Annotated in this window: 19 protein-coding genes; 6 read left to right on the top strand and 13 right to left on the bottom strand. The window is 60.8% G+C overall.

Features of this window, described 5'->3' with window-relative positions; all coding sequences use genetic code 11:
* Positions 1-62: 62 nt before the first annotated feature.
* The 12 genes from tssF to B2D37_RS17610 all read right to left on the bottom strand — a co-directional run bounded on the left by tssF (position 63) and on the right by B2D37_RS17610 (position 11,882).
* The gene (gene tssF, locus B2D37_RS17665; RefSeq protein WP_079203929.1) at positions 63-1,853 is read right to left on the bottom strand and encodes a type VI secretion system baseplate subunit TssF; all 1,791 of its coding nucleotides are present in this window, start codon (positions 1,851-1,853) and stop codon (positions 63-65) included.
* A 71-nt stretch (positions 1,854-1,924) separates the two neighbouring features.
* Positions 1,925-2,314, bottom strand: coding sequence for a hypothetical protein (locus B2D37_RS17660; protein WP_079203928.1), 390 nt, complete (start codon positions 2,312-2,314; stop codon positions 1,925-1,927).
* A 79-nt stretch (positions 2,315-2,393) separates the two neighbouring features.
* Entirely contained in the window at positions 2,394-2,762 is a 369-nt protein-coding gene (locus B2D37_RS17655) for a hypothetical protein (RefSeq protein WP_079203927.1), read from the bottom strand.
* Entirely contained in the window at positions 2,759-3,607 is an 849-nt protein-coding gene (locus B2D37_RS17650; RefSeq protein ID WP_079203926.1) for a hypothetical protein, read from the bottom strand. Before B2D37_RS17650 ends, B2D37_RS17655 begins: the two co-directional genes overlap by 4 nt.
* Positions 3,607-4,116, bottom strand: coding sequence for a PAAR domain-containing protein (locus B2D37_RS17645; RefSeq protein WP_079203925.1), 510 nt, complete (start codon positions 4,114-4,116; stop codon positions 3,607-3,609). Before B2D37_RS17645 ends, B2D37_RS17650 begins: the two co-directional genes overlap by 1 nt.
* 10 nt (positions 4,117-4,126) lie before the next feature.
* Positions 4,127-4,534, bottom strand: a complete 408-nt coding sequence (gene tssE, locus B2D37_RS17640; protein WP_079203924.1) for a type VI secretion system baseplate subunit TssE — start codon at positions 4,532-4,534, stop codon at positions 4,127-4,129.
* 7 nt (positions 4,535-4,541) lie between these two features.
* Entirely contained in the window at positions 4,542-6,017 is a 1,476-nt protein-coding gene (gene tssC / locus B2D37_RS17635) for a type VI secretion system contractile sheath large subunit (protein ID WP_079203923.1), read from the bottom strand.
* A gap of 26 nt (positions 6,018-6,043) precedes the next feature.
* A complete protein-coding gene (tssB, locus tag B2D37_RS17630) occupies positions 6,044-6,550 on the bottom strand; it encodes a type VI secretion system contractile sheath small subunit (protein WP_079203922.1) in 507 nt (168 codons plus the stop codon).
* 33 nt (positions 6,551-6,583) lie between these two features.
* On the bottom strand, positions 6,584-8,146 hold the full coding sequence (gene tssA, locus B2D37_RS17625) for a type VI secretion system protein TssA (protein ID WP_079203921.1): 1,563 nt from the start codon (positions 8,144-8,146) through the stop codon (positions 6,584-6,586).
* A 457-nt stretch (positions 8,147-8,603) separates the two neighbouring features.
* Entirely contained in the window at positions 8,604-9,521 is a 918-nt protein-coding gene (locus B2D37_RS17620) for a D-hexose-6-phosphate mutarotase (RefSeq protein WP_079203920.1), read from the bottom strand.
* A 446-nt stretch (positions 9,522-9,967) separates the two neighbouring features.
* The gene (locus B2D37_RS17615; RefSeq protein ID WP_079203919.1) at positions 9,968-11,344 is read right to left on the bottom strand and encodes a TRAP transporter large permease subunit; all 1,377 of its coding nucleotides are present in this window, start codon (positions 11,342-11,344) and stop codon (positions 9,968-9,970) included.
* Complete coding sequence (locus B2D37_RS17610) at positions 11,337-11,882, bottom strand: TRAP transporter small permease subunit (protein WP_079203918.1); 546 nt, start codon at positions 11,880-11,882, stop codon at positions 11,337-11,339. Before B2D37_RS17610 ends, B2D37_RS17615 begins: the two co-directional genes overlap by 8 nt.
* A 190-nt stretch (positions 11,883-12,072) precedes the next feature.
* Here B2D37_RS17610 and B2D37_RS17605 point away from each other — a divergent pair, with 190 nt between their 5' ends.
* A complete protein-coding gene (locus tag B2D37_RS17605; RefSeq protein ID WP_079203917.1) occupies positions 12,073-13,173 on the top strand; it encodes a TRAP transporter substrate-binding protein in 1,101 nt (366 codons plus the stop codon).
* Positions 13,174-13,290: 117 nt separating this feature from the next.
* Here B2D37_RS17605 and B2D37_RS17600 read toward each other — a convergent pair whose 3' ends face one another.
* A complete protein-coding gene (locus B2D37_RS17600) occupies positions 13,291-13,695 on the bottom strand; it encodes an acyl-CoA thioesterase (RefSeq protein ID WP_079203916.1) in 405 nt (134 codons plus the stop codon).
* Between the two features lie 270 nt (positions 13,696-13,965).
* Here B2D37_RS17600 and B2D37_RS17595 point away from each other — a divergent pair, with 270 nt between their 5' ends.
* The 5 genes from B2D37_RS17595 (at position 13,966) to phoU (ending at position 20,900) form a co-directional block, all read left to right on the top strand.
* On the top strand, positions 13,966-14,934 hold the full coding sequence (locus tag B2D37_RS17595; protein ID WP_079203915.1) for a PstS family phosphate ABC transporter substrate-binding protein: 969 nt from the start codon (positions 13,966-13,968) through the stop codon (positions 14,932-14,934).
* A gap of 181 nt (positions 14,935-15,115) precedes the next feature.
* Positions 15,116-17,401: an ABC transporter permease subunit gene (locus B2D37_RS17590; protein ID WP_079203914.1), complete on the top strand. Its 2,286-nt coding sequence runs from the start codon at positions 15,116-15,118 to the stop codon at positions 17,399-17,401.
* A 15-nt stretch (positions 17,402-17,416) separates the two neighbouring features.
* Entirely contained in the window at positions 17,417-19,093 is a 1,677-nt protein-coding gene (pstA, locus tag B2D37_RS17585; RefSeq protein WP_371915408.1) for a phosphate ABC transporter permease PstA, read from the top strand.
* Positions 19,094-19,160: 67 nt separating this feature from the next.
* On the top strand, positions 19,161-19,994 hold the full coding sequence (pstB, locus tag B2D37_RS17580; protein ID WP_079203913.1) for a phosphate ABC transporter ATP-binding protein PstB: 834 nt from the start codon (positions 19,161-19,163) through the stop codon (positions 19,992-19,994).
* Positions 19,995-20,168: 174 nt separating this feature from the next.
* The gene (phoU, locus tag B2D37_RS17575) at positions 20,169-20,900 is read left to right on the top strand and encodes a phosphate signaling complex protein PhoU (protein WP_079203912.1); all 732 of its coding nucleotides are present in this window, start codon (positions 20,169-20,171) and stop codon (positions 20,898-20,900) included.
* The last annotated feature ends 92 nt before the right edge of the window (positions 20,901-20,992 follow it).

The following is a 20,992-nucleotide window of genomic DNA, read 5'->3' as shown; positions in this document are numbered from 1 at the left end:
CGGCGCTGCTTCGCCCGCTTGCACCTTGCCTGTCTCTGGCTCGCGAGTCTTTGTGCAGAGTCTCATAGCAGGGGTTGTTGCCCCATGCGCGGCGTCCATTGATACAGCTCTCCCTGGGTGCTCTGCACGCGCAACTCGTGGTACGAGTTCAAGCTGGCGTACAGGGCGAAAAATTCATTGAGTACCGTGGCGAACAGGAACAGGTCGCCCTCGCCGACATAGCCCTCGGGGTTGATCGTCAGCTGGGTGCGTACGCCGCGCACCGGCAGGCCGCGGTGCAGACGATCGACGTGCTGGTGGCTGATGCTTTTCAGGCCATCGAGCAGGCGCTTGCTGACCTTCTCGGCGTGCTGGTCGTAGTAGCGCGGCAGGTCGTAGGTTTCGAGGATCACCTTGAGCGCCTCGACGTTGGCCAGCGACAGGTAGTTCAGCGACATGTTGCTGATCAGCTTCCAGAGGAAATCGCGGTGCAGCGGCGGCGCGTAGCTCGGCGTCACCGCGCTGATATTGCGGAAGGTGAGGAACTCCGGGGTGTCTTCGCAGGGCAGGCAGATATCGCCCAGGCCCAGCTGGCGCGGCAGGTTCTGGTTGGTGCAGGTCAGTTCGATCGACAGGGTTTCGTGCTGGTCGAGGTTGCGCAGGCCGAAGCTCAGGTAGGTTTCCAGGCCGTCGCCGAGCATCGACGGCTGCTGCCGTACGCTGTAGTGCGGGCGGGCCTGGGGCACGTCGAAGCTGGCGTCGTGCTCGAAGGATTCGAATGGCACGTACTCCTCGTAGCCCTTGCCGCCGGGCTTCCAACCGGTGACCCGGTCCACCGAGAACACCCCGCAGTGCTGCGAGTCGAACTCAGAAGGCAGCAGCAGGTACTGATCCTGCTTGCCGTCCAGGCGGATCGGAATGGCGTCGTGGGCGAACAGGTTGACCACCGGCGTGCAGTACAGGCGCACGTTGTCCAGGGTCGGGCGAATGCGTTGCACCCCGGCCTTGTGGATATCGAAGCGCAGCTCCAGGCCGCGAGCTTGCTTGAGCAGCTCTGGCGGCAGGCGCTTGAGCGCATCCAGGCCCTTGAGGTCGACGAACAGGAATTTGTCCTGAAAGGCGAAGTACTCCTGCAGGTAGCGGTAGCCGCGGAAGGTGTTGAGCGGGTAGGGGATCAGCGCCTGGTCTTCGTCGAAGCCGACCGGCTGCACCTGATCGGCACCCAGTTTCAAGGCCGGGACCGCTTGGCCCTGAGCGTCTTGCAGCGGCTTGCCAGCGCCATCCAGCAGCACCAGCTGGATGCCGCCCAGATGCCGCAGCAAGCTCAGGTAGAGCAACTGACTGATATAGCGCTCGCCGGCCAGGTGCAGGCGCAGCTGCTTGAGGTCGAGGTCGCCGAGGTGGCCGTCGGCGCTCATCGCCAGCCGCAGGCTGAGCAGCGCGCCGTCGCCCTTGACCGAGTAATCCAGACCGTCGAGCGCCAATGGCAGCACTTCGGTGGCATAGCAGGTGCGGAAGCGACAGGTCACGCCCTGGATCGGCTTGGATTCCACCGGCGTGTGGCGCGGCACCGACAGCGCCGGGCCGGGACGCTGCAGTGGGTCGAACTGCAGCATGCTGAAGGCCGGCAGCGGGCGCATGTAGTTCGGCCACAGCAGGTGCATCAGCGAATGGGTCAGCTCCGGCAGCTCGTCGTCGAGCTTCTGCCGCAGGCGCCCGGTGAGAAAGGCGAAACCTTCCAGCAGCCGCTCGACATCTGGATCGCGCCCGCTCTGCCCGAGAAACGGCGCCAACGCCGGACTGCGCTCGGCAAAGCGCTTGCCGAGTTGGCGCAGGGCAGTGAGTTCGCTCTGGTAGTAGTGGTTGAAAGACACTGATCGATCCCTGATTTTTTAGAGCCGTATGGCCTGTTCTTTTAGCGCTCTGTTGCGCGAATGGCGCTCAATCAACCGCACTCTCGCAGGGTCCAGCCTGCATAACCGTCGTCGGTGGGGTAGATGGCGTTCCCGTTCACCCATTTCTCGCTTTCGCTGTCGGCGAACTCGCGCTGCCAAAGCAGCCATTCAGAATTTTTAAGCAGCGTTCCATCCTTGCGGTACACGCGGAAAAATGCGTCGCTGCTAAAGAGCTTGACGATCTTCCCGGGTACACCAAAGGAAGAGAATTTTGGAATGTAGGCGTTGATATAGCAGGCGCGGGATTCGCTCCATGTAGTTGCATAGGGCTCGGTGCTTCGGCTTAGGTTGACCTTGACGTACAGCCAGATGGCTAACGGCATCAGCACAACGCCTGCCGTCAGAAGCAAAACAACCTTGTATCGAAGTCTGCTGGGCATGGGGTTCTCAGATGCTCGACGCACGAGCTTTAAATTCTTCAAAATCGGTATCGCTTAGGTGCACGACGATGGATATCTCTCAAACGCTCTTTACATCAGAGCCTAATCGTCTGGCTGCATAGATGGCCAAGAGCGCCAGTCCCCCAGACAACCCGGCAAAAAACAGCGCTCGTAGAGGATGCTGAGGTAGCAGATAGATGAGATTTACCAGTACCAATGCACTGGCCAGAAACATCTTTGCCTTCATGCTTGTTGTCATGGCGATCAGCCCATTGGTCAGAACGAAGACGGCAAAAATAAGCTCTACCGCCAAACCTATTGCGACACCTCTGGACAGCGGGGAGCCGAAGATGGACGTATAGGTCTGAAAACCCACCGTGGTGGCAATAGGGAAAAGTAGGCATGCCACGGCATGGCATGCCACGGCTTTAATTTTTTGCTTAGTCATTTCTTCCACTCTCCGAAGGATGTGAGGGATTCCGTGGAGATGGATTGCTGGAGATAGCGTAAGGAGCCAGGTTGGAAGACCGTGCTCGTCCGCTCGACTGTGCGGACGACATCTCGCGTGTGGAGCAATTCCCTGGTAACGATCAGTTGGAAGTTTTCTGAGGCCCAGAGTGCTCCACGAAGCACCATGTAGTTATCGTATTGATTGGTTGGGTCGCTATTGGGAGAGAACGGATTACCGTCTCCGTACTCCATGCCGGTTCGCACGGTTTTGCGGATTGCCTCAGGGTTGATACGTAGTTCTTCGAGATACTTCCTGAATGTGTCGACCGCGAAGGGAATCTGCCCTACGCCATCGGCCCAGAATGGGGAGTTATCAACCATGACCATCAGAAAATCTGCTCCTCCATCGGCGTTGGCTTTCCAGTCTCCCGGAAGATCCTTGGAGAAACTGACCGACCACCGATCCACGATGGCGAAGTCGATGATCTGCTGCCAGGTGAAGTGCTTGTACGCGGAATAAGCTTCGGAGCCCGGCTTGGACGAGCCTGGATGCAGCCAGATACTCTCCCTGTAGTTGTCTCCCAATGGTTCAAACCATTGGATTTTCTCTGAGTAAAGTTTGTCGGCCGTGATGATGCGAAATGGGGTTTCGTCCTGCTTCGGTCGAACGGCAAATAGAGGGAATCCGTTTCTGCGGGTAATCAACCACACGACAGGAATCTGAATCGGCTCAGGGGTTTGATCCTTGCTCGTTGTGCTTTTGGACTGCAGCTTCAGCTCGGTTTTGCCCTCTTTCGTCTCGAAGGTATGGCTGACCCCATCCAGGGTGATGATGGTTTCCATCAGTCGGCCCCCGAGATATAGAGCGTGATCGGCTCTTGCTTGGCGCCGGTGGAGAAGCTGTCTGTGTCCCCAGTGGTTGATGTGTTCCCCTGGCGTGAAAGGCCGCTGGCCGAAACCAGGTGGTAACTCAGCCCGTCAACGGGCTTGCCGTCTGTTGTGGTCAGAGTGAAAGCGCGATCAAAAGTCCCACTGATCGTGAGAGGAGTGGGTGCCGTAAACGCCGCCCCACCCCCACTGGTCCCAATCAATACAGTCCCCGACCCACCCACAACCACATTGCCATGACTTCCGACGGTACCAATGGTGGTCGCCGGTTTGCCGTTGATCAGTACCGTCGGGATCACCGCGCTGGCCAACGCGCTGCCGCAGGCGGTCGGGTCGCCCATGCGCGCGGCCGGCAGGCCGTCGAACAGCACGTCGGCCGAACCGGCGACGATCGGGTTGCTGCCGTGACCCGGAATCGGGCAGGCAGTCGGATCGTTGAGGCGTGCAGCGGGTTTGCCAGACATGGGACGCTCCTTAATTGACCTTGACCTGTCCGCTGCCGTCCAGGCTCGCGGAGAAACTCACTTGGCGCTTGCACCCTTCGATTTCCAGCAGGCCTTCGATGGCGAAGCGCAGGCTGAGGGGATCGTGGTGGCGGGGCAGGGAAATCACCCGCACCTCGCGCAAACGCGGTTCGTACGCTTCGATAAAGCGTTCGATGGCGATACGCGCCTGCTGCAGCGAATCGTGCAGCGACAGGCGCATATCATTGAGATCGGGCAACCCGTAGTCGGGCAGCGTTTGCACGCTGCCCGCCCGGGTGCTGAGCATTTTGGCCAGGTGGGTCGCCACCGACGCCATGGCGGCGACCTCGCGGCTCCAGCCAGCACGTTGGCTGGCTTCACCGCCGAGGCGTTCGAAGAGACTTCCGTACCCGGCCATTGGATGCTTACTCCTTGTCCAGCTTGCCAACCAAGGACAGGGTGAAATCGGCACCCATGTACTTGAAGTGCGGACGCACGTTGAGGCTGACGCGGTACCAGCCAGGCTCGCCTTCGACGTCACTGACGATGACCTGGGCGGCGCGCAGGGGACGACGGCCACGCACTTCGGCGCTGGGGTTTTCCTGGTCGGCGACGAACTGGCGGATCCACTTGTTGAGTTCCAGTTCGAGGTCGGTGCGTTCTTTCCAGGCGCCGATTTGCTCGCGCTGCAGCACTTTCAGGTAGTGAGCCAGGCGGTTGACGATGAACAGGTAGGGCAGCTGGGTGCCGAGCTTGTAGTTCAGTTCGGCGGTTTTGCCTTCCGCGCTGATGCCGAAGAACTTCGGCTTCTGCGCCGAGTTGGCGGAGAAGAACGCGGCGTTGTCGCTGCCCTTGCGCATGGTCAGGGCGATGAAGCCTTCTTCGGCCAATTCGTATTCACGACGGTCGGAGACCAGCACTTCGGTGGGGATCTTGGTTTCGATCTCGCCCATGCTCTCGAAGTGGTGCAGCGGCAGGTCTTCGACTGCGCCACCGCTCTGCGGGCCGATGATGTTCGGGCACCAGCGGAACTTGGCGAAGCTGTCGGTCAGGCGGCTGGCGAAGGTGTAGGCGGTGTTGCCCCACAGGTAGTGCTCGTGGCTGTTGGCGACGTTCTCTTTGTAGACGAAGCTCTTCACCGGGTTGTCTTCCGGGTCGTAGGGGTTGCGCAGGAGGAAGCGCGGCACGGTGAGGCCGACGTAGCGGGCGTCTTCCTGTTCGCGGAAGCTCTGCCACTTGGCGAACTGCGGGCCTTCGAAGTGGTCTTTCAGATCCTTCAGGTCCGGCAGGCCGGTGAAGCTTTCCAGGCCGAAGAATTTCGGGCCGGCCGCGGCGATGAAGGGGGCGTGGGACATGGTGGCGACGCTGGCAACGTATTGCAGAGTCTTGATGTCCGGCGCGCTCGGGTCGAAGAAATAGTTGGCGATCAGGGCGGCGACCGGCTGGCCACCGAACTGGCCGTACTCGGCGGTGTAGATGTGCTTGTACAGGCCGGACTGAACGATTTCCGGGCTGTCCTCGAAGTCATCGAGCAGATCCTGCTTGGAGGCGTTGATGATCTCCAGCTTGATGTTTTCGCGGAAGTTGGTCCGGTCCACCAGCAGCTGCAGGCCGCGCCAGGACGATTCCAGGGCCTGGAAGTCGGCGTTGTGCAGGATTTCATCCATCTGCCGGCTGAGCTTGGCGTCGATCTCCGCGATCATGCGGTCGACCATGGCCTTTTTCACCGGCTCGTTTTCGTTCTGCGGTTTCAGCAACTCTTCGATAAAGGCCGACACGCCGCGCTTGGCGATGTCATAGGCTTCGTCGTCCGGAGTCAGTTTGGTCTCGGCGATGATACGGTCGAGAATGCCGAGTTCGGCGGCGCTACTACCGCTTTCCACTGCTGCGCTTGTGCTCATTAAATTAGCTTCCTTGTTAATTGAGATCAGGAATCCAGCTTGCCTTGGGCGGCGAGGCCGAGCTCACCGAGTACGCGCTCGCGCGAGTCGTCGTCGGCGAGTACGCTTTCGATCGCCTTGCGAAAGGCCGGGGCATTGCCCAGCGGGCCTTTCAACGCCATCAGGGCGTCGCGCAGTTCCATCAACTTCTTCAGCTCGGGCACTTGCTCGACCAGGTTGGCCGGGTTGAAGTCCTTCATCGAGTTGATGCGCAGCTGTACGGCCAGCTCGTCATCGGTGGCTTCGTCCTGCAGACGGTTAGGTACGCCGAAGGTCAAGTTGAGTTCCTGCTTGGCCAGGACTTCGTCGAAGCTGTTCTTGTCGATGCTGATCGGCTTGCGGTCTTCGATCTTGCGTTCGTCGGCGCGCTGGGTGAAATCGCCGAGCACCATCAACTTAAGGGGCAGTTCGATCTCTTCCTGGGCGTCACCGGTGGAAGGTTTGAACGTGACGTTGATGCGTTCCTTGGGGGCTACTGAGCCTTCTTTGGCCATGGTGATTCTCCGTTACGGTTATGGCCCGTGGGCCTAGTCCAGTACCACTTCAAGATCGAGGTGGCACAACCTGCGGTAGATCTCTTCCTTGCTTTCACGCACCGCATGGTTCTGCGGCAACAGCTCGCAGCAACTGTGCAGCATGCGCAGTACGTCCAAGGCGAGATCGGGTTCCCAGTCGCCCAGGCCGGAGGCCTGTAGCGTCTGGTCTAACGATTCGAGTTGGGTTTTGGCCAGTTCATATTTCTTGGCGCTGTAGCACAGGCGGACCAGGGTCAATTGCCAGAAAAAGCGTTCGCGCCCGCCGCGGGCCTTGGCCAAACCCTTTTTAAGTTGTTGTACGGCAGCTTTCAGGCCGTCTTTGCGCAGCTTCGGTAGCACTTCCAGCAGGGCGACTTCCCAGGCCGGTTGGCTAGCGCCTGCAGTGGCCGTCGGGGCACTGTCGGCCACCGGTAGCTGCAGGTGCGGCATGACGTGGGAGCTGATCCAGGCGCGGGTCTGGGCATCGGCGAAGGCACTGCCATCGTGAAAGTGCAGTTCTTCCAGGCCGTTCATGCGCTGCAGGAACAGCGCCAACTGGATCTCCACTTCGCGCATCGCCTGTTCGGCATTGAGCCCTTGCAGGCACTGCCAGACTAGATGTTGGCCGTCGAGCCAGAAGGGCGCGCGGGCGATACTGGCTTCCAGATCCACCAGCAGATCGGCGTACTGGTCTTGTTGATAACGCTCCTGATAGCTGGCCAATTTGTCGGCGGGCAGGCCGCGCAGAGCGGTGATCTGCTCGGCGCTGCGTTCCGGCAGGCTGTCGATTGGCAGCCACAGCAGGGTACGAGACAGACGCAGGGCTCGCAGGTCGCTGGCTTTCTGCTTGAGCCAATAGGCGCACAGTGGTCGGGCCTGGTCTTGCAGGCCGCGCAGGCTCTTGTGTGCGTCTTTCTCGCTGCCCACCGCGGCACCGGCCGTGAGCATCTGGCTGGCGACCTGCTTGACCTGGGCCAGCGCCGCGCCGACGCTGCCTGGTTCCGGGTGGCCCTGGCTGGCGCGATTGACCAGCTCGTCGAGGCGCCGACACAACGGTAGCAACAGCGGCGCGTCTTCGCCCAGGTGGGTGGACAGGCAGGCTTCGAGGGCACGCAGTTGTTCGGCCAGGCTGCGGAACAACGCCAGCTGCTCGCCGATCGGCACATGCTCGGCCAGTGCCTGTTCCAGGCGTGGGATCAGCCAGCTGATGGCAGCTGCACGGGTGCGCGCTTTGCGTGGGTGCAGAGCGTCCCAGTGATTGAGACAGAGGTAGTGCAGCAGGCTCAGGCCGGCTTGCAGACCGGCGAAGGATTCGCGCTGATACAGGCCCCAGATCAACCAGGACGCGACGCGCAGATCCTTGGAGTGGCTGCTGAGCAGTATCTCGCTGTTTTCGCGGACTTTCTGCCAGTCGATAGCGGTGGTTTCATGCAGGGCGGTGGCCTTGCCCAGCTCGTTTTCCAGCACTTCGTATTCACTGGAATAACGCACGTCAGTGCCGGCAAAGGCTCCCTCATTAATAGGGAGTTTGGCCAGTTCCAAATAATGCGCGGTGAGCGTGTTCGAATAGGTCATTCCATGACTCGACTAGTGGTTCAAGCAACTCGAGAGCACGCGGCCTATATATAAGATGGTGGCCGCTGAACTGTCCGAGTTGCGCAACTTCTTGCGCACTTATTTGTGCAACAAGTTGCGCAAAGTCCCTATGAGGCCGGCATCCTAGCCCCATGAAGGCTATGGGGCAACCGTTGAAAGTGTGACGTGCATTGCACTGAAGGAGATTGCAGGAGTGATTGCTGGGGCGATAGTTCCCATTGTTTTTGCGGACCAATAGGCAAGTTTCAAAGTGTTTTATGCGCGTGCGAGATAATGGTTGTGTCGTGTAGGCGATAACTTACTGGCAAATTAGTGGCACATCACAAAAGTTAAAATCTATATGCTCTTTTATGTGAATGAGGCAGCGGTTTTTCCTCTCTATTTATGCCACGCGAGGCGCCACTGACGGCAATCAAGCCGTCAGTGGCGCCTCGTCTCAGGCCGGCAATGCTTCGCTCCACAGGCTGACGCTGAGCCGGTGCTGGGCGCCGGGCGCGAGTAGGATCACATCTTCCAGGACATTGGCGTGCTCGATACAAAGCATGCCTTGCCAGGCGTCCTCGGCGAATTGCGAGAGACGCCGGGCCTTGTCGATCCAGGGGTTCCACATAACGGCCGAGGCTGAGCCGCTGCTGCGTAGCTGGATGCGCCGCTGCCAGGCGGGGTCGACGATGCTCAGTTGCGCCGGGGTATCCAGGTAGATGCGGTCGGTTTCGCCGTGAAAGCTCAGGGTGTCGCTCTGTTGCCGTTCCAGCCAGTTGTCCAGGGTGTCGATGTAGCGGCAGTCCCTGAGTCCTTCGACGCGCACCTGACGAATATCGCTGACGGCGAAGTAGCTGTGCAGGGCCTGGCTGAATGACAGGGGGGTGTCGCCGAGGTTGCGCGTCTCGAGCTCGAGGTGCAGTTGGTCGTCGAGGCGGATGCGCAGCTTCAGCTCGGCGGCATGTGGCCAGTCCGTCTGCGGCTGCTCGACACTGTTGAAGACGAATTCGAGGACGACGCTGTGGTCCTGGCTGTCGATGCCGAGTAGTTGCCAGTCCAGCGCGCGTACCAGGCCGTGGGCCGGCACCAGGCTGCCGCCCTGATACATCGCCTGCACCGCCTGCGGGTTGCGCCGCAGGTCGCCGAACCAGGGCCAGCACACCGGCACCCCGCCGCGCACGGCCTGGCCTTGCTTGAATTCGGCCTGTTCGCTGAGCCAGATCAGCGGCTGCTCGCCATCGCGTTGGTAGCTGAGGATCTGCGCGCCCTGTTGGGCGACCAGCAGTTCGGCGTTGGCGGTGCGCACGCGCCAGCAGGCCAGTTGGTTGAATTCTACCCGCTCCACCTGTGGGCGTTGTTCGGTTCCGCTCATGACTGCGCTCCTCAATTGCTCTTATAGAAAGTGTGAACCGCTGTGCCGGCAAAGGCCAGGCCGCGTCATGCCCTGACCTGGCGCATTGTTGCTCGGTTCCCGCTGACCGATGCTGAGCGCGAGCGATGGGCGCCTGTGATGCGCAAGATTCTGATGGCTGTGCGCTGCGGTTGGCGGCGCTTATCGGCCTGTGCGCCGGCATGACGCGCTTGCATCCGCTGGATGCGTTGCGCCGCGAGTCACAGGTCACGAGTAGGAATGTGGGTTATCTGTGGCGCGCAAACGAAAGGTGGGCTACAGACCGTCAAGAATGTCTATTTGGCGATGGCAGTGTGCAGAGGGTCGCCGCTCGGCCCGCCCTGCAAGCGCGAGTGCACCGTTAACGGGCACATAGTCATAAAAAAGGCCAGCGCTTGCGGCTGGCCTTGATCGTAGAGCGGCGCGGCTTACTTGCCGTACACCTGCTCCGGCAGCCAGGTAATCAGGCCAGGGAAGATGTAGGCAATCACCAACAAGAACAGCTGGATCAGGATGAACGGCAGCACGCCCTTGTAGATGGTGCTGGTCGGTACCGACGGCGGCGTGACCCCGCGCAGGTAGAACAGGGCGAAGCCGAACGGCGGGGTGAGGAAGGACGTCTGCAGGTTCAGCGCGATCATCACGCCGAGCCAGACCGGATCAAGACCCATGGCCATCAATACCGGACCGACAATTGGCACCACCACAAAGGTGATCTCGATGAAGTCGAGGATAAAGCCGAGCAGGAAGATCACCGCCATCACCAGGAAGAAGGCGCCAAGCACACCGCCGGGTAATTGGGCGAAGATGTCTTCGATCATGACTTCGCCGCCGAAGCCGCGGAACACCAGGGAGAACAGTGAGGCGCCAATCAGGATCAGGAACACCATGGCACTGATTTCGGTGGTGCCGTAGGCCACTTCACGCAATTGACCGAAGTTTAGCTGGCCTTTATACAAGGCCAGCAACATGGCGCCGAGCGCCCCGAGGGCCGCCGCTTCGGTTGGGGTGGCGTAACCGGCGAGGATCGAGCCGAGCACCGCCCCGATCAGCAACAATGGCGGCACCAGAGCATTGATCAGCTTGCCCCATTCGATCGGGCCGAGTTCTTCCTGCGGCAGTGCCGGCAGCTTCTTCGGTTGAAAGATGGCCACGCCGATGATGTAGAGGATGTACAGACTGACCAACAGCAGGCCGGGCAGCAGCGCGCCGACGAACAGGTCGCCGACCGAGACGGTCTTGGGCGAGAAGATACCCATCTTCAACTGTGCCTGCTGATAGGCGCTGGACATCACGTCACCCAGCAGTACCAGTACGATCGAGGGTGGAATGATCTGTCCCAGGGTGCCGGTGGCAGCCAGGGTGCCGGTGGCCACGGCCGGATCGTAACCGCGCCGCAGCATGGTTGGCAGGGCCAGCAGGCCCATGGTTACCACGGTGGCGCCGACGATGCCGGTGCTGGCGGCGAGCAGCGCGCCGACCACGCACACGGAAATCGCCAGACCGCCGCGCAGGGTGCCGAACAGCCGCGACATGGACTCGAGCAGGTCTTCGGCGACCCGCGACTTCTCCAGCATTACCCCCATGAAGACGAACAGCGGCACCGCCAGCATGGTCTGGTTGTTCATGATGCCGAACAGGCGGTTGGGCAGTGCGTTCAGGTAACTGCCATCGAAGGTGCCGGTGAGCATGCCGATGCCGGCAAACAGCAGGGACACGCCACCGAGGGTAAAGGCCACCGGGTAGCCCGCCATCAAGGCCGCGCAGATGCTGATGAACAGCAGGATCGCCATTAACTCAATCATGCTTCACCTCCGGCGCAGGCAGGTGGCCGCTGAGGATGTAGGCGGATTTGATCAAGTCGGAGATTCCTTGCAGCACCAGGCTGATGACCAGCACCAGGATGATGCTCTTCTGTAGATAAACGAACTTCAGGCCGCCCGACTCGCTCGAGCCTTCCAGGGTTTTCCAGGAGTTGCCCACGTAATCCCAGCTGCTCCAGCCGAGGAACAGGCACACGGGGAGAAGAAACAGCAGGTTGCCGAAGATCTCCACCAAGGCTTGCCGGCGGGGGCTGAACTTCTGGTAGAAAATATCCACGCGGACATGGCCGTTGCGCTGCAACACCCAGGCCGCGGCACCCATGAATACCAACGCGTGGGCATAGAGCACGGCTTCCTGCAGCGCCGTGGCGCCAATGCCGAAGCCATAGCGCAACACCACCACGGTTGCAGTGCCGATAACCAGAAACAGGGTGAGCCAGGCGCAGGCCTTGCCCAAGGCGGCATTCACTGCGTCGAGCAGGCGCGCAAAACCGAGCAAGGGAGGGGGATGATTCGGCATGGCAGATCCTTATTATTATGGCCAGGAAACCCGACGATTCTAGGCGGGTGGGTGATTGCGTCGCAACCGGCAGTACTACGTACGTAGTCGCTAAGCTTGAGAGGTACCGATTCCTGTGATACTCAACATATAGCTGAATACTGGCGATCCCAGCGCTCAGACCATTAATACAACAACAAGGAGTTATTCCATGAAGCGTCGTCAAATTCTCGCAGCCGCAGGCGTAGGTCTTGCCGCCACTGCATTGGCGGGTTGCAATAAAGAGACTGAAACTGCCGCCAAGCCCCAAGAAGGTGAGAGCAGTGAGACTTTCAGCTGGAAGATGGTTACTTCCTGGCCGAAGAACTTTCCTGGCGTTGGTGTCGGCGCGGAACGGTTTACCACGCTGGTCGATGAGATGAGCAATGGCCGCCTGAAAATCAAACTGTATGCGGCGGGCGAACTGGTGCCGGCCCTGGAAGTGTTCGATGCGGTTTCCCGTGGCACCGCCGAAATGGGCCATGGCGCGCCTTACTACTGGAAAGGCAAGGTGCCGGCCGCGCAGTTCTTCTGTGCCCTGCCGTTTGGCCCCAACGCCCAGGAAATGAATGCCTGGTTGCACAAGGGTGGCGGCCTGGAACTGTGGGAAGAGGTCTACAAGCCCTTCGGCGTGCTGCCGATGGCCTGTGGCAACACTGGTGTGCAGACCGCCGGCTGGTTCAACAAGGAAATCAACAGTGTCGAGGACTTCCAGGGCCTGAAAATGCGCACCCCGGGCCTGGGCGGCGAAGTGCTGACCAAGATGGGCGGCACCGTGGTTAACATGCCGGCCGGCGAGATATTCACCGCCATGCAGACCGGTGCCATCGACGCCACCGAGTGGATCGGCCCGTACAACGACCAGGCGCTGGGCCTGCACAAGGCCGCCAAGTATTATTACACCCCGGGCTGGCAGGAGCCGAGCGTGCTGTTCGAGCTGGACATCAACATCAAGGCCTGGGAAACCCTGCCGGCCGATCTGCAAGCCATCGTGCGTGCGGCCGCGCGCGATGTGAATGCGGACATGCTCGACGACTATGACGCGCGCAACATGGAAGCCATGGAGCAACTCAAGGGCGAGGGCGTTGAAGTGCGTCGCCTGCCGGACGAAGTGCTGGCCAAGCTGAAGGTAATGGCCGCTGAAGTGGTCGACGCCTCGGCCGCAGCCGATCCGGCGGCGAGCAAGGTGTGGGCGCAGCAGAAAGCTTATCTGCAGCGCCTGTACGACTACGCCGAAAGCGCCGAAAAAGACATCTACAACATCCGCGGCTGATTCTTCGCGCAAGGAGAGCGCGCAACTAAAACGCCGGCTCTCGAGCCGGCGTTTTCGTATCTAGGATTCAGGTTTTGCAGTGCGGGCGGGGAACAGGTGATGGCTTAGGTCGTTGCCTCAGCGGCGCGCCGGTACCGGGCGGGTGCGGCCGCTGCCGTCGATGGCGACGAAGACGAACACCGCTTCGGTGACCTTGCGCCATTCGCTGGACAGCGGATCGTCGCTCCACACTTCGACCAGCATCTGGATCGAACTGCGGCCGATCTCGAGTGCCTGGGTGTAAAAGGACAGTTGCGCGCCAACAGCGACCGGTACCAGGAAGGCCATGCGATCGATTGCCACCGTTGCCACGCGGCCACCGGCGACCTTGCTGGCCATAGCCGTACCGGCCAAATCCATTTGCGATACCAGCCAGCCACCATAGATGTCGCCGAAACCATTGGTTTCGCGTGGTAGTGCGGTGATCTGTAAGGCCAGATCGCCTTGGGGGATCGGGTCATCCTGTTCGAAGTCGTCGTTCATCTCGAGTACGGCTCGCGGCGCGGTTGTTGTTATAGGGGCGAAACCGCTGCTTGCAGCGGCCTGCGGGCCCGCAAGGGTGCGGGGTCGATGAGTATACCGACTGAACGGTCGCTGAGCGAACATGGCACTTTGCCGCTAGTTCGGCATGGCAGATGGCGGCAAAGTGCCTGGCATTCATCTAACTGTCACATTGATTTCATAGATTGGTCACAGGGGCTGCAGATACTTGGGCTCGTTCAATCCAACACTAAATTCTGCTAGGAGCAAGGCATGAAACTTAAGCGTTTGATGGCGGCCATGACTTTCGTCGCCGCTGGCGTCGCCGCCGCCACTGCGGTTGCTGGTGTCGACCCGGCTCTGCCGACCTATGAAAAAACGTCCGGCGTGTCGGGCAACCTGTCCAGCGTTGGTTCCGACTCGCTGGCCAACCTGATGACCCTGTGGGCGGAAGAGTTCAAGAAGAACTACCCGAACGTCAATATCCAGATTCAGGCCGCCGGATCCTCCACCGCGCCACCCGCGATGACTGAAGGCACTGCCAACATGGGGCCGATGAGCCGCACCATGAAGGACAGCGAGATCCAGGCCTTCGAACAGAAGTATGGCTACAAGCCGACTGCCATTCCGGTGGCCATTGATGCCCTGGCGGTATTCGTGCACAAGGACAACCCGATCAAGAGCCTGTCGATCGAGCAGGTTGACGCGATCTTCTCCAACACCCGCCTGTGCGGTGGCGCCAGCGACATCAAGACCTGGGGTGACGTGGGCCTGACCGGCGAGTGGGCGACCAAGCCGCTGCAACTGTTCGGGCGTAACTCGGTATCCGGCACCTACGGCTACTTCAAGGAAGAAGCCCTGTGCAAAGGCGATTTCAAGGCCAACGTCAACGAGCAGCCGGGTTCGGCCTCCGTGGTGCAGTCGATCTCCAGCACCCTGAATGCCATCGGTTATTCGGGTATTGGCTACAAGACTTCCAGCGTCCGGGCTGTGCCGCTGTCCAAGAAGGATGGCGAAGCCTTCGAAGCCAACGAAGAAAACGCCCTGGCTGGCAAGTTCCCGCTGGCGCGTTTCTTCTACGTGTATGTCAACAAGGCGCCGAACAAGGCCCTGAGCCCGCTGGACACCGAGTTCGTCAAGCTGGTGCTGTCCAAGCAAGGTCAGGAAGTCGTGGTCAAGGATGGCTACATCCCGCTGCCGAGCAAAGTGGTTGAGAAAACCATGAAGGATCTGGGTCTGTAAGCGCCTGGCTTTACTGGCAGGGACGCCAGTTTTGTAGCGACGCCCGCCTCTCGAATAGTGAGGCGGGCGTCGCTTTGTCTGCGCGCTGTAACTTTTCTGTCACACAAGCTGGCTACATTATTCAGCCTGTGCCACGAATGAAATTACGGCGCGCTCATGGCCGCGCAGAGATGCTCTTACTATGAATGACCTGGCTCGTGAAACCGTGACCGCCTCTCCCAAATCCCTAAGACTGGACTTCAATACGCCGGCCTTGCTGCGCAAGCGACGTATCCGTGCGCTGAAGGATCACCTGGCCCGCTGGTGTGTGACCATCGGCGGCATGGCGGTGCTTGGCACCATTACCCTGATCTTCTTCTACCTGGCCTACATCGTCTTGCCGATATTCCAGGGCGCTGATCTCGCTACTCGCGAGCCGGTGCAACCGGCCTGGTTGGCCCAGGCTGGCCAGCCATTGTTGATGGCGGTGGAGGAGCAGAACCGGGTGGCCATGCGCCTCAATGAGCGTGGTCAGGTGCAGTTCTTCGATGCCAAGAGCATGGACGCACTGAGTGCCGTCGACCTGCCGTTGCCGGCCGATAGCCAGGTTGTCTCGGTTGCCCAGGATCAGCCGGGCAGCAATCGCGTGGCCTTGGGGCTGTCCAATGGCCAGGTGCTGGTGTTCGAGCATGCCTACCCGGTCAGTTACCCGAACGATGTGAAAACCATTACGCCGCGGATCAGCTATCCGTTTGGCGAAGCCGCGATCACTCTCGACGAGCAAGGCCGCGCGCTGGATCACGTGGGCGTCAGTCTGAATGACGGCACGCTGTTGCTGGCCGGTTCCACCGGTACCGAACTGCAGGTGCTGAGCCTCGGTCGCGAAGAAAACATGATGACCGGCGAGGTGAGCCACAGTGAGGCTCGCATCGAGTTGGCGCAGATCGCCGAGCCGATCAAGGCCCTGATCGTCGATCCGCGTCATCAGTGGCTGTATGTGATCAACGGCCGCGCCACGGCGGACGTCTTCAGCCTGCGTACCAAGGCGCTGAATGGCCGCTACAAGCTGCTCAGCGATGGCGCCACTACCGTTACCAATGCCACCGCGCTGCTCGGTGGTATCTCGCTGATGATCGGCGACAGCAAGGGCGCCATCCAGCAGTGGTTCATGGTCCGCGACGAGGACGGCAAGCAGTACCTGAAGTCCATTCGGCGCTTCCAGATGGGCGACAGTGCCATTACCCAGATTCTCCCGGAAGAACGCCGCAAGGGCTTCATGGCCCTGGATGCCAAGGGCAACCTGGGCATCTTCCACAGCACCGCGCACCGCACCCTGCTGGTCGAACCGGTGGCCGACGGTGCGGCCCTGGCCGGTTTGTCGCCGCGCGCCAACCGCATGTTGGTCGAGTCGCAAGGGCAATTGCAGCGCCTGGTGGTCGACAACCCGCACCCGGAAGTCTCCTGGAATTCGCTGTGGGGCAAGGTCTGGTATGAAAACTACGACGAAGCCGATTACGTCTGGCAGTCGACCTCTGCCAGCACCGATAACGAACCCAAGCTGAGCCTCGCGCCACTGGCGTTCGGCACCCTGAAAGCCGCGTTCTACGCGATGTTGCTGGCGGCGCCGCTGGCGATTGCCGCAGCCATCTATACCGCCTACTTCATGGCGCCGTCCATGCGCGGCAAGATCAAGCCGGTGATCGAGCTGATGGAAGCGCTGCCGACGGTGATTCTCGGCTTCTTCGCGGGCCTGTTCCTTGCGCCTTATGTCGAGGGGCATCTACCCGGCATCTTCAGCCTGCTGATCTTTACCCCGATCGGCATCCTCCTGGCCGGGTTTGCCTGGAGTCGCCTGCCCGAGTCGGTCCGCCTGGCGGTGCCGGACGGCTGGGAAGCCGCGTTGCTGATCCCGGTGATTCTGCTGATCGGCTTCGTCTCGCTGGGCATGAGTGGGCAAATGGAAGTCTGGCTGTTCGATGGCAACATGCGCGCCTGGTTGAGCAATGATCTGGGCATTCCGTTCGACCAGCGCAACGCTCTGGTGGTCGGCCTGGCCATGGGCTTCGCGGTGATTCCGACCATCTACTCGATTGCCGAGGATGCCGTGTTCAGCGTGCCCAAGAGCCTGACCTTCGGCTCCCTGGCGCTCGGTGCTACGCCCTGGCAGACCTTGACTCGGGTGGTCATCCTCACCGCCAGCCCCGGTATTTTCTCTGCCGTGATGATCGGCATGGGCCGCGCGGTCGGTGAAACCATGATCGTCCTGATGGCCACTGGTAACACGGCAATCATGGACATGAACATCTTCCAGGGTCTGCGCACCCTGGCTGCCAACGTGGCGGTGGAAATGCCTGAATCGGCGGTGGGCGGTACGCATTACCGGGTGCTGTTCCTCTCGGCGCTGGTGCTGCTGAGCTTCACCTTCGTCATGAACACGCTCGCGGAGTTGGTGCGCCAGCGTCTGCGCGTCAAGTACGCGTCGCTCTAAGGCCCTGGAAGGTATATGTCCGTGAAAAACAACTCCGTAAAAGCCTGGGTTAAAAGCGGTTCGCCGTGGATCTGGATGAACGCCGGCGCGGTGTCCATCGCCGTGATCATGACCCTGGGTCTGCTTGCCGTGATCGCCACGCGTGGCCTCGCCCACTTCTGGCCAGCCGACCTCATCGAAGTCGATTATCAGGTACCTGGCCAGGAAACCAAGGTGATGGCTGGCGAGATCACGCAGCACGAAGAGATCCCGCGTGCACGCCTGGCGGCGTCCGGTCTGCCGGTGGCGACCGAGGGTGGCGAGTTCATGACCCGCGAGCTGTTCAAGGTGGGTAACCGCGACATCTACGGCGCCGACTTCACCTGGGTCGTGGGCGAATGGTTGAGCAACCCGCGCACTCCGGAAAACCTCACCGCGTTCGAGCGCCGTGAGTGGGGCAACTTCTACGGTTACCTGGTCAACGTCAAGGAAAGTGGTCAGTTGGTCGCCGAGGGCGATGGCGCCTGGGACGATCTGCAGGTGCGTCTGGCTCGGGTCGAAGAGTTACACGCGCAAGTGGTGCGCCTGGAAAAGAAAGACATCGGTCGGATCAATGCCGGGCTCGAGCGCATTCGCCTGCAAACCCGCAAGCTGGAACTGCAGGGCGAGCTGGATGCACAGGCCCAGGCTGATCTCGATTCGGATCGGGCGCCGTGGGATGCCGAGTACAAGGTGCTGGAAACCCAGTTGGTTGCGCTCTACGAGGCCTTTAATCGCGACAGCATCACGGTGCGTACTGCCGAAGGCCGCGAGGTCGAGCTGAGCCTGGGCAAGGTGGTACGTGCCTATCAGCCAAACGCCATGTCCAGCCTCGGCAAGCTGCAGTTCTACGGTGTCAAACTGTGGGAGTTCGTCAGCGATGATCCGCGCGAGGCCAACACCGAAGGCGGTGTCTTCCCGGCGATCTTCGGCACCGTGATGATGACCCTGATCATGGCGGTAATCGTCACCCCGTTCGGCGTGATCGCGGCCATCTATCTGCGCGAGTATGCCAAGCAGGGGCCGCTGACCCGAACTATCCGCATCGCGGTGAACAACCTGGCCGGCGTCCCGGCAATCGTTTACGGGGTGTTCGGTCTGGGCTTCTTTGTTTATGTGCTGGGCGGCTCGCTCGACCAGCTGTTTTTCCCCGAATCCGCGCCGGCGCCGACCTTCGGTACGCCAGGGCTGTTGTGGGCTTCGCTGACCCTGGCGATTCTTGCCCTGCCGGTGGTGATTGTCGCCACCGAGGAGGGCCTGGCGCGGATTCCGCGAGCGTTGCGCGAAGGTTCCCTGGCCCTGGGGGCGACCAAGATCGAGACGCTCTGGCGCGTGGTGCTGCCAATGGCCAGCCCGGCGATGATGACCGGCCTGATCCTCGCCGTGGCGCGTGCCGCCGGTGAAGTGGCGCCGCTGATGCTGGTCGGCGTGGTCAAGCTGGCGCCGAGTCTGCCGCTGGACACTAACTACCCGTACCTGCACATGGATCAGAAAATCATGCACCTGGGTTTCCACATCTACGATGTCGGCTTCCAGAGCCCTAACGTCGAGGCCGCGCGGCCGCTGGTCTACGCCACGGCGCTGCTGCTGGTGCTGGTGATCGCGATTCTGAATCTCACGGCGGTGTTCATGCGTAACCGCCTGCGTGAGAAATACAAGGCGCTGGATCACTAAATCCTTTTCGTTGGCTGCCATAGTGGCAGCCAACGTGATAACGAATTGTTCGCGTAGGGAGCATCCCATGCAGCACCAAGCACACACACACGGCATCGATATCACGGCCCTGGGCCGGGAAAAGCAGAGCCTTGACCTGGCCGCGGAAACCGTGGCGATTCAGGTGCCGGGTCTGAACCTGTACTACGGCGACAAGCAGGCGCTGTTCGACGTCAAGCTGAAGATTCCCAAGCAGCGCGTCACGGCGTTTATCGGCCCGTCCGGTTGCGGCAAGTCGACCCTGTTGCGCACCTTCAACCGGATGAACGATCTGGTCGACGGTTGCCGCGTGGAAGGTGAAATCAACCTCGATGGGCGCAACATCTACCGCAAGGGCGAAGACGTCGCCGAGCTGCGCCGTCGCGTCGGCATGGTGTTCCAGAAGCCCAACCCTTTCCCCAAGAGCATCTACGAGAACGTGGTGTATGGCCTGCGTATCCAGGGCATCAACCAGAAGCGTGTACTCGATGAGGCGGTGGAGTCGGGCCTGAAAAGCGCGGCATTGTGGGACGAGGTTAAAGACCGCCTGCACGAGTCGGCACTCGGCTTGTCTGGGGGCCAGCAGCAGCGCCTGGTGATCGCGCGAACCGTGGCGGTGCAACCGGAAGTGCTGCTGCTCGACGAACCCTGCTCGGCGCTAGACCCGATCTCCACCCTCAAGGTCGAAGAGCTGATCTACGAATTGAAAGCCAAGTACACCATCATCATCGTCACCCACAACATGCAGCAGGCGGCGCGGGTGTCGGATTACACCGCCTTCATGTATATGGGCAAACTGATCGAGTTCGGTGACACCGATAGGCTGTTCACCAACCCGGAGATGAAGCAGACCGAAGACTACATCACCGGCCGCTACGGCTGATGGCCATGCCAGCGGGCACTGGACTGCGTCGGCGGAACTTGCCGTACTACTTGTACTGTCTGCGTTCCGCCTCCTTGCCCAGCACCCGCTGGCAAAGCCCATCCACCTGATAATTCGTAGGGTGCGCCGTGCGCACCACAGCCACCCAAGCCGGTAGCTTTCGCGGAGCGAAATATGATCAACAAAGACAACCTCACCCAGCACATCTCCCAGCAGTTCAACGCCGAGCTGGAGGAGGTGCGCAGCCACCTGCTGGCCATGGGCGGCCTGGTCGAGAAGCAGGTCAATGACGCGGTCACCGCGCTGATCGACGCCGATTCCGGCCTGGCTCAGCAAGTGCGCGAGATCGATGACCAGATCAACCAGATGGAGCGCAACATCGACGAGGAGTGCGTGCGCATCCTCGCCCGTCGCCAGCCGGCTGCGGGCGACCTGCGCTTGATCATCAGCATCTCCAAGTCGGTGATCGACCTCGAACGCATCGGCGACGAAGCGACCAAGATCGCCAAGCGTGCGATTCTGCTGTGCGAAGAGGGCGAAGCGCCGCGTGGCTATGTGGAGGTGCGACATATCGGCGATCAGGTGCGCAGGATGGTGCAAGAGTCGCTGGACGCCTTCGCCCGTTTCGACGCCGACCTGGCTTTGTCGGTGGCGCAGTATGACAAGACCATCGACCGCGAATACAAGACGGCCCTGCGCGAGTTGGTCACCTACATGATGGAAGATCCGCGTTCGATCTCCCGCGTACTGAATATCATCTGGGCCCTGCGTTCGCTGGAGCGTATCGGCGACCATGCGCGCAATATCTCCGAGCTGGTGATCTACCTGGTCCGAGGCACCGATGTGAAGCACATGGGCCTGACTCGCATGAAGGAAGAAGTGCAAGGCATCGGCAAAGACCGCTGAATTCGGCGGCCGAGAGTCAGCGCCGCAATTTCTCCAAGGCCCGCTAAAGTGGCGAGCAGCCACTTTAGGGTTAGCCTTTGGTCATTCGCCGC

Source organism: Pseudomonas sp. CC6-YY-74, from assembly GCF_002025205.1.
GTDB lineage: Bacteria > Pseudomonadota > Gammaproteobacteria > Pseudomonadales > Pseudomonadaceae > Aquipseudomonas > Aquipseudomonas paeninsulae.
Note: the sequence above shows the minus strand (reverse complement) of the source record. Positions and strands in the feature narration are given on the sequence as shown.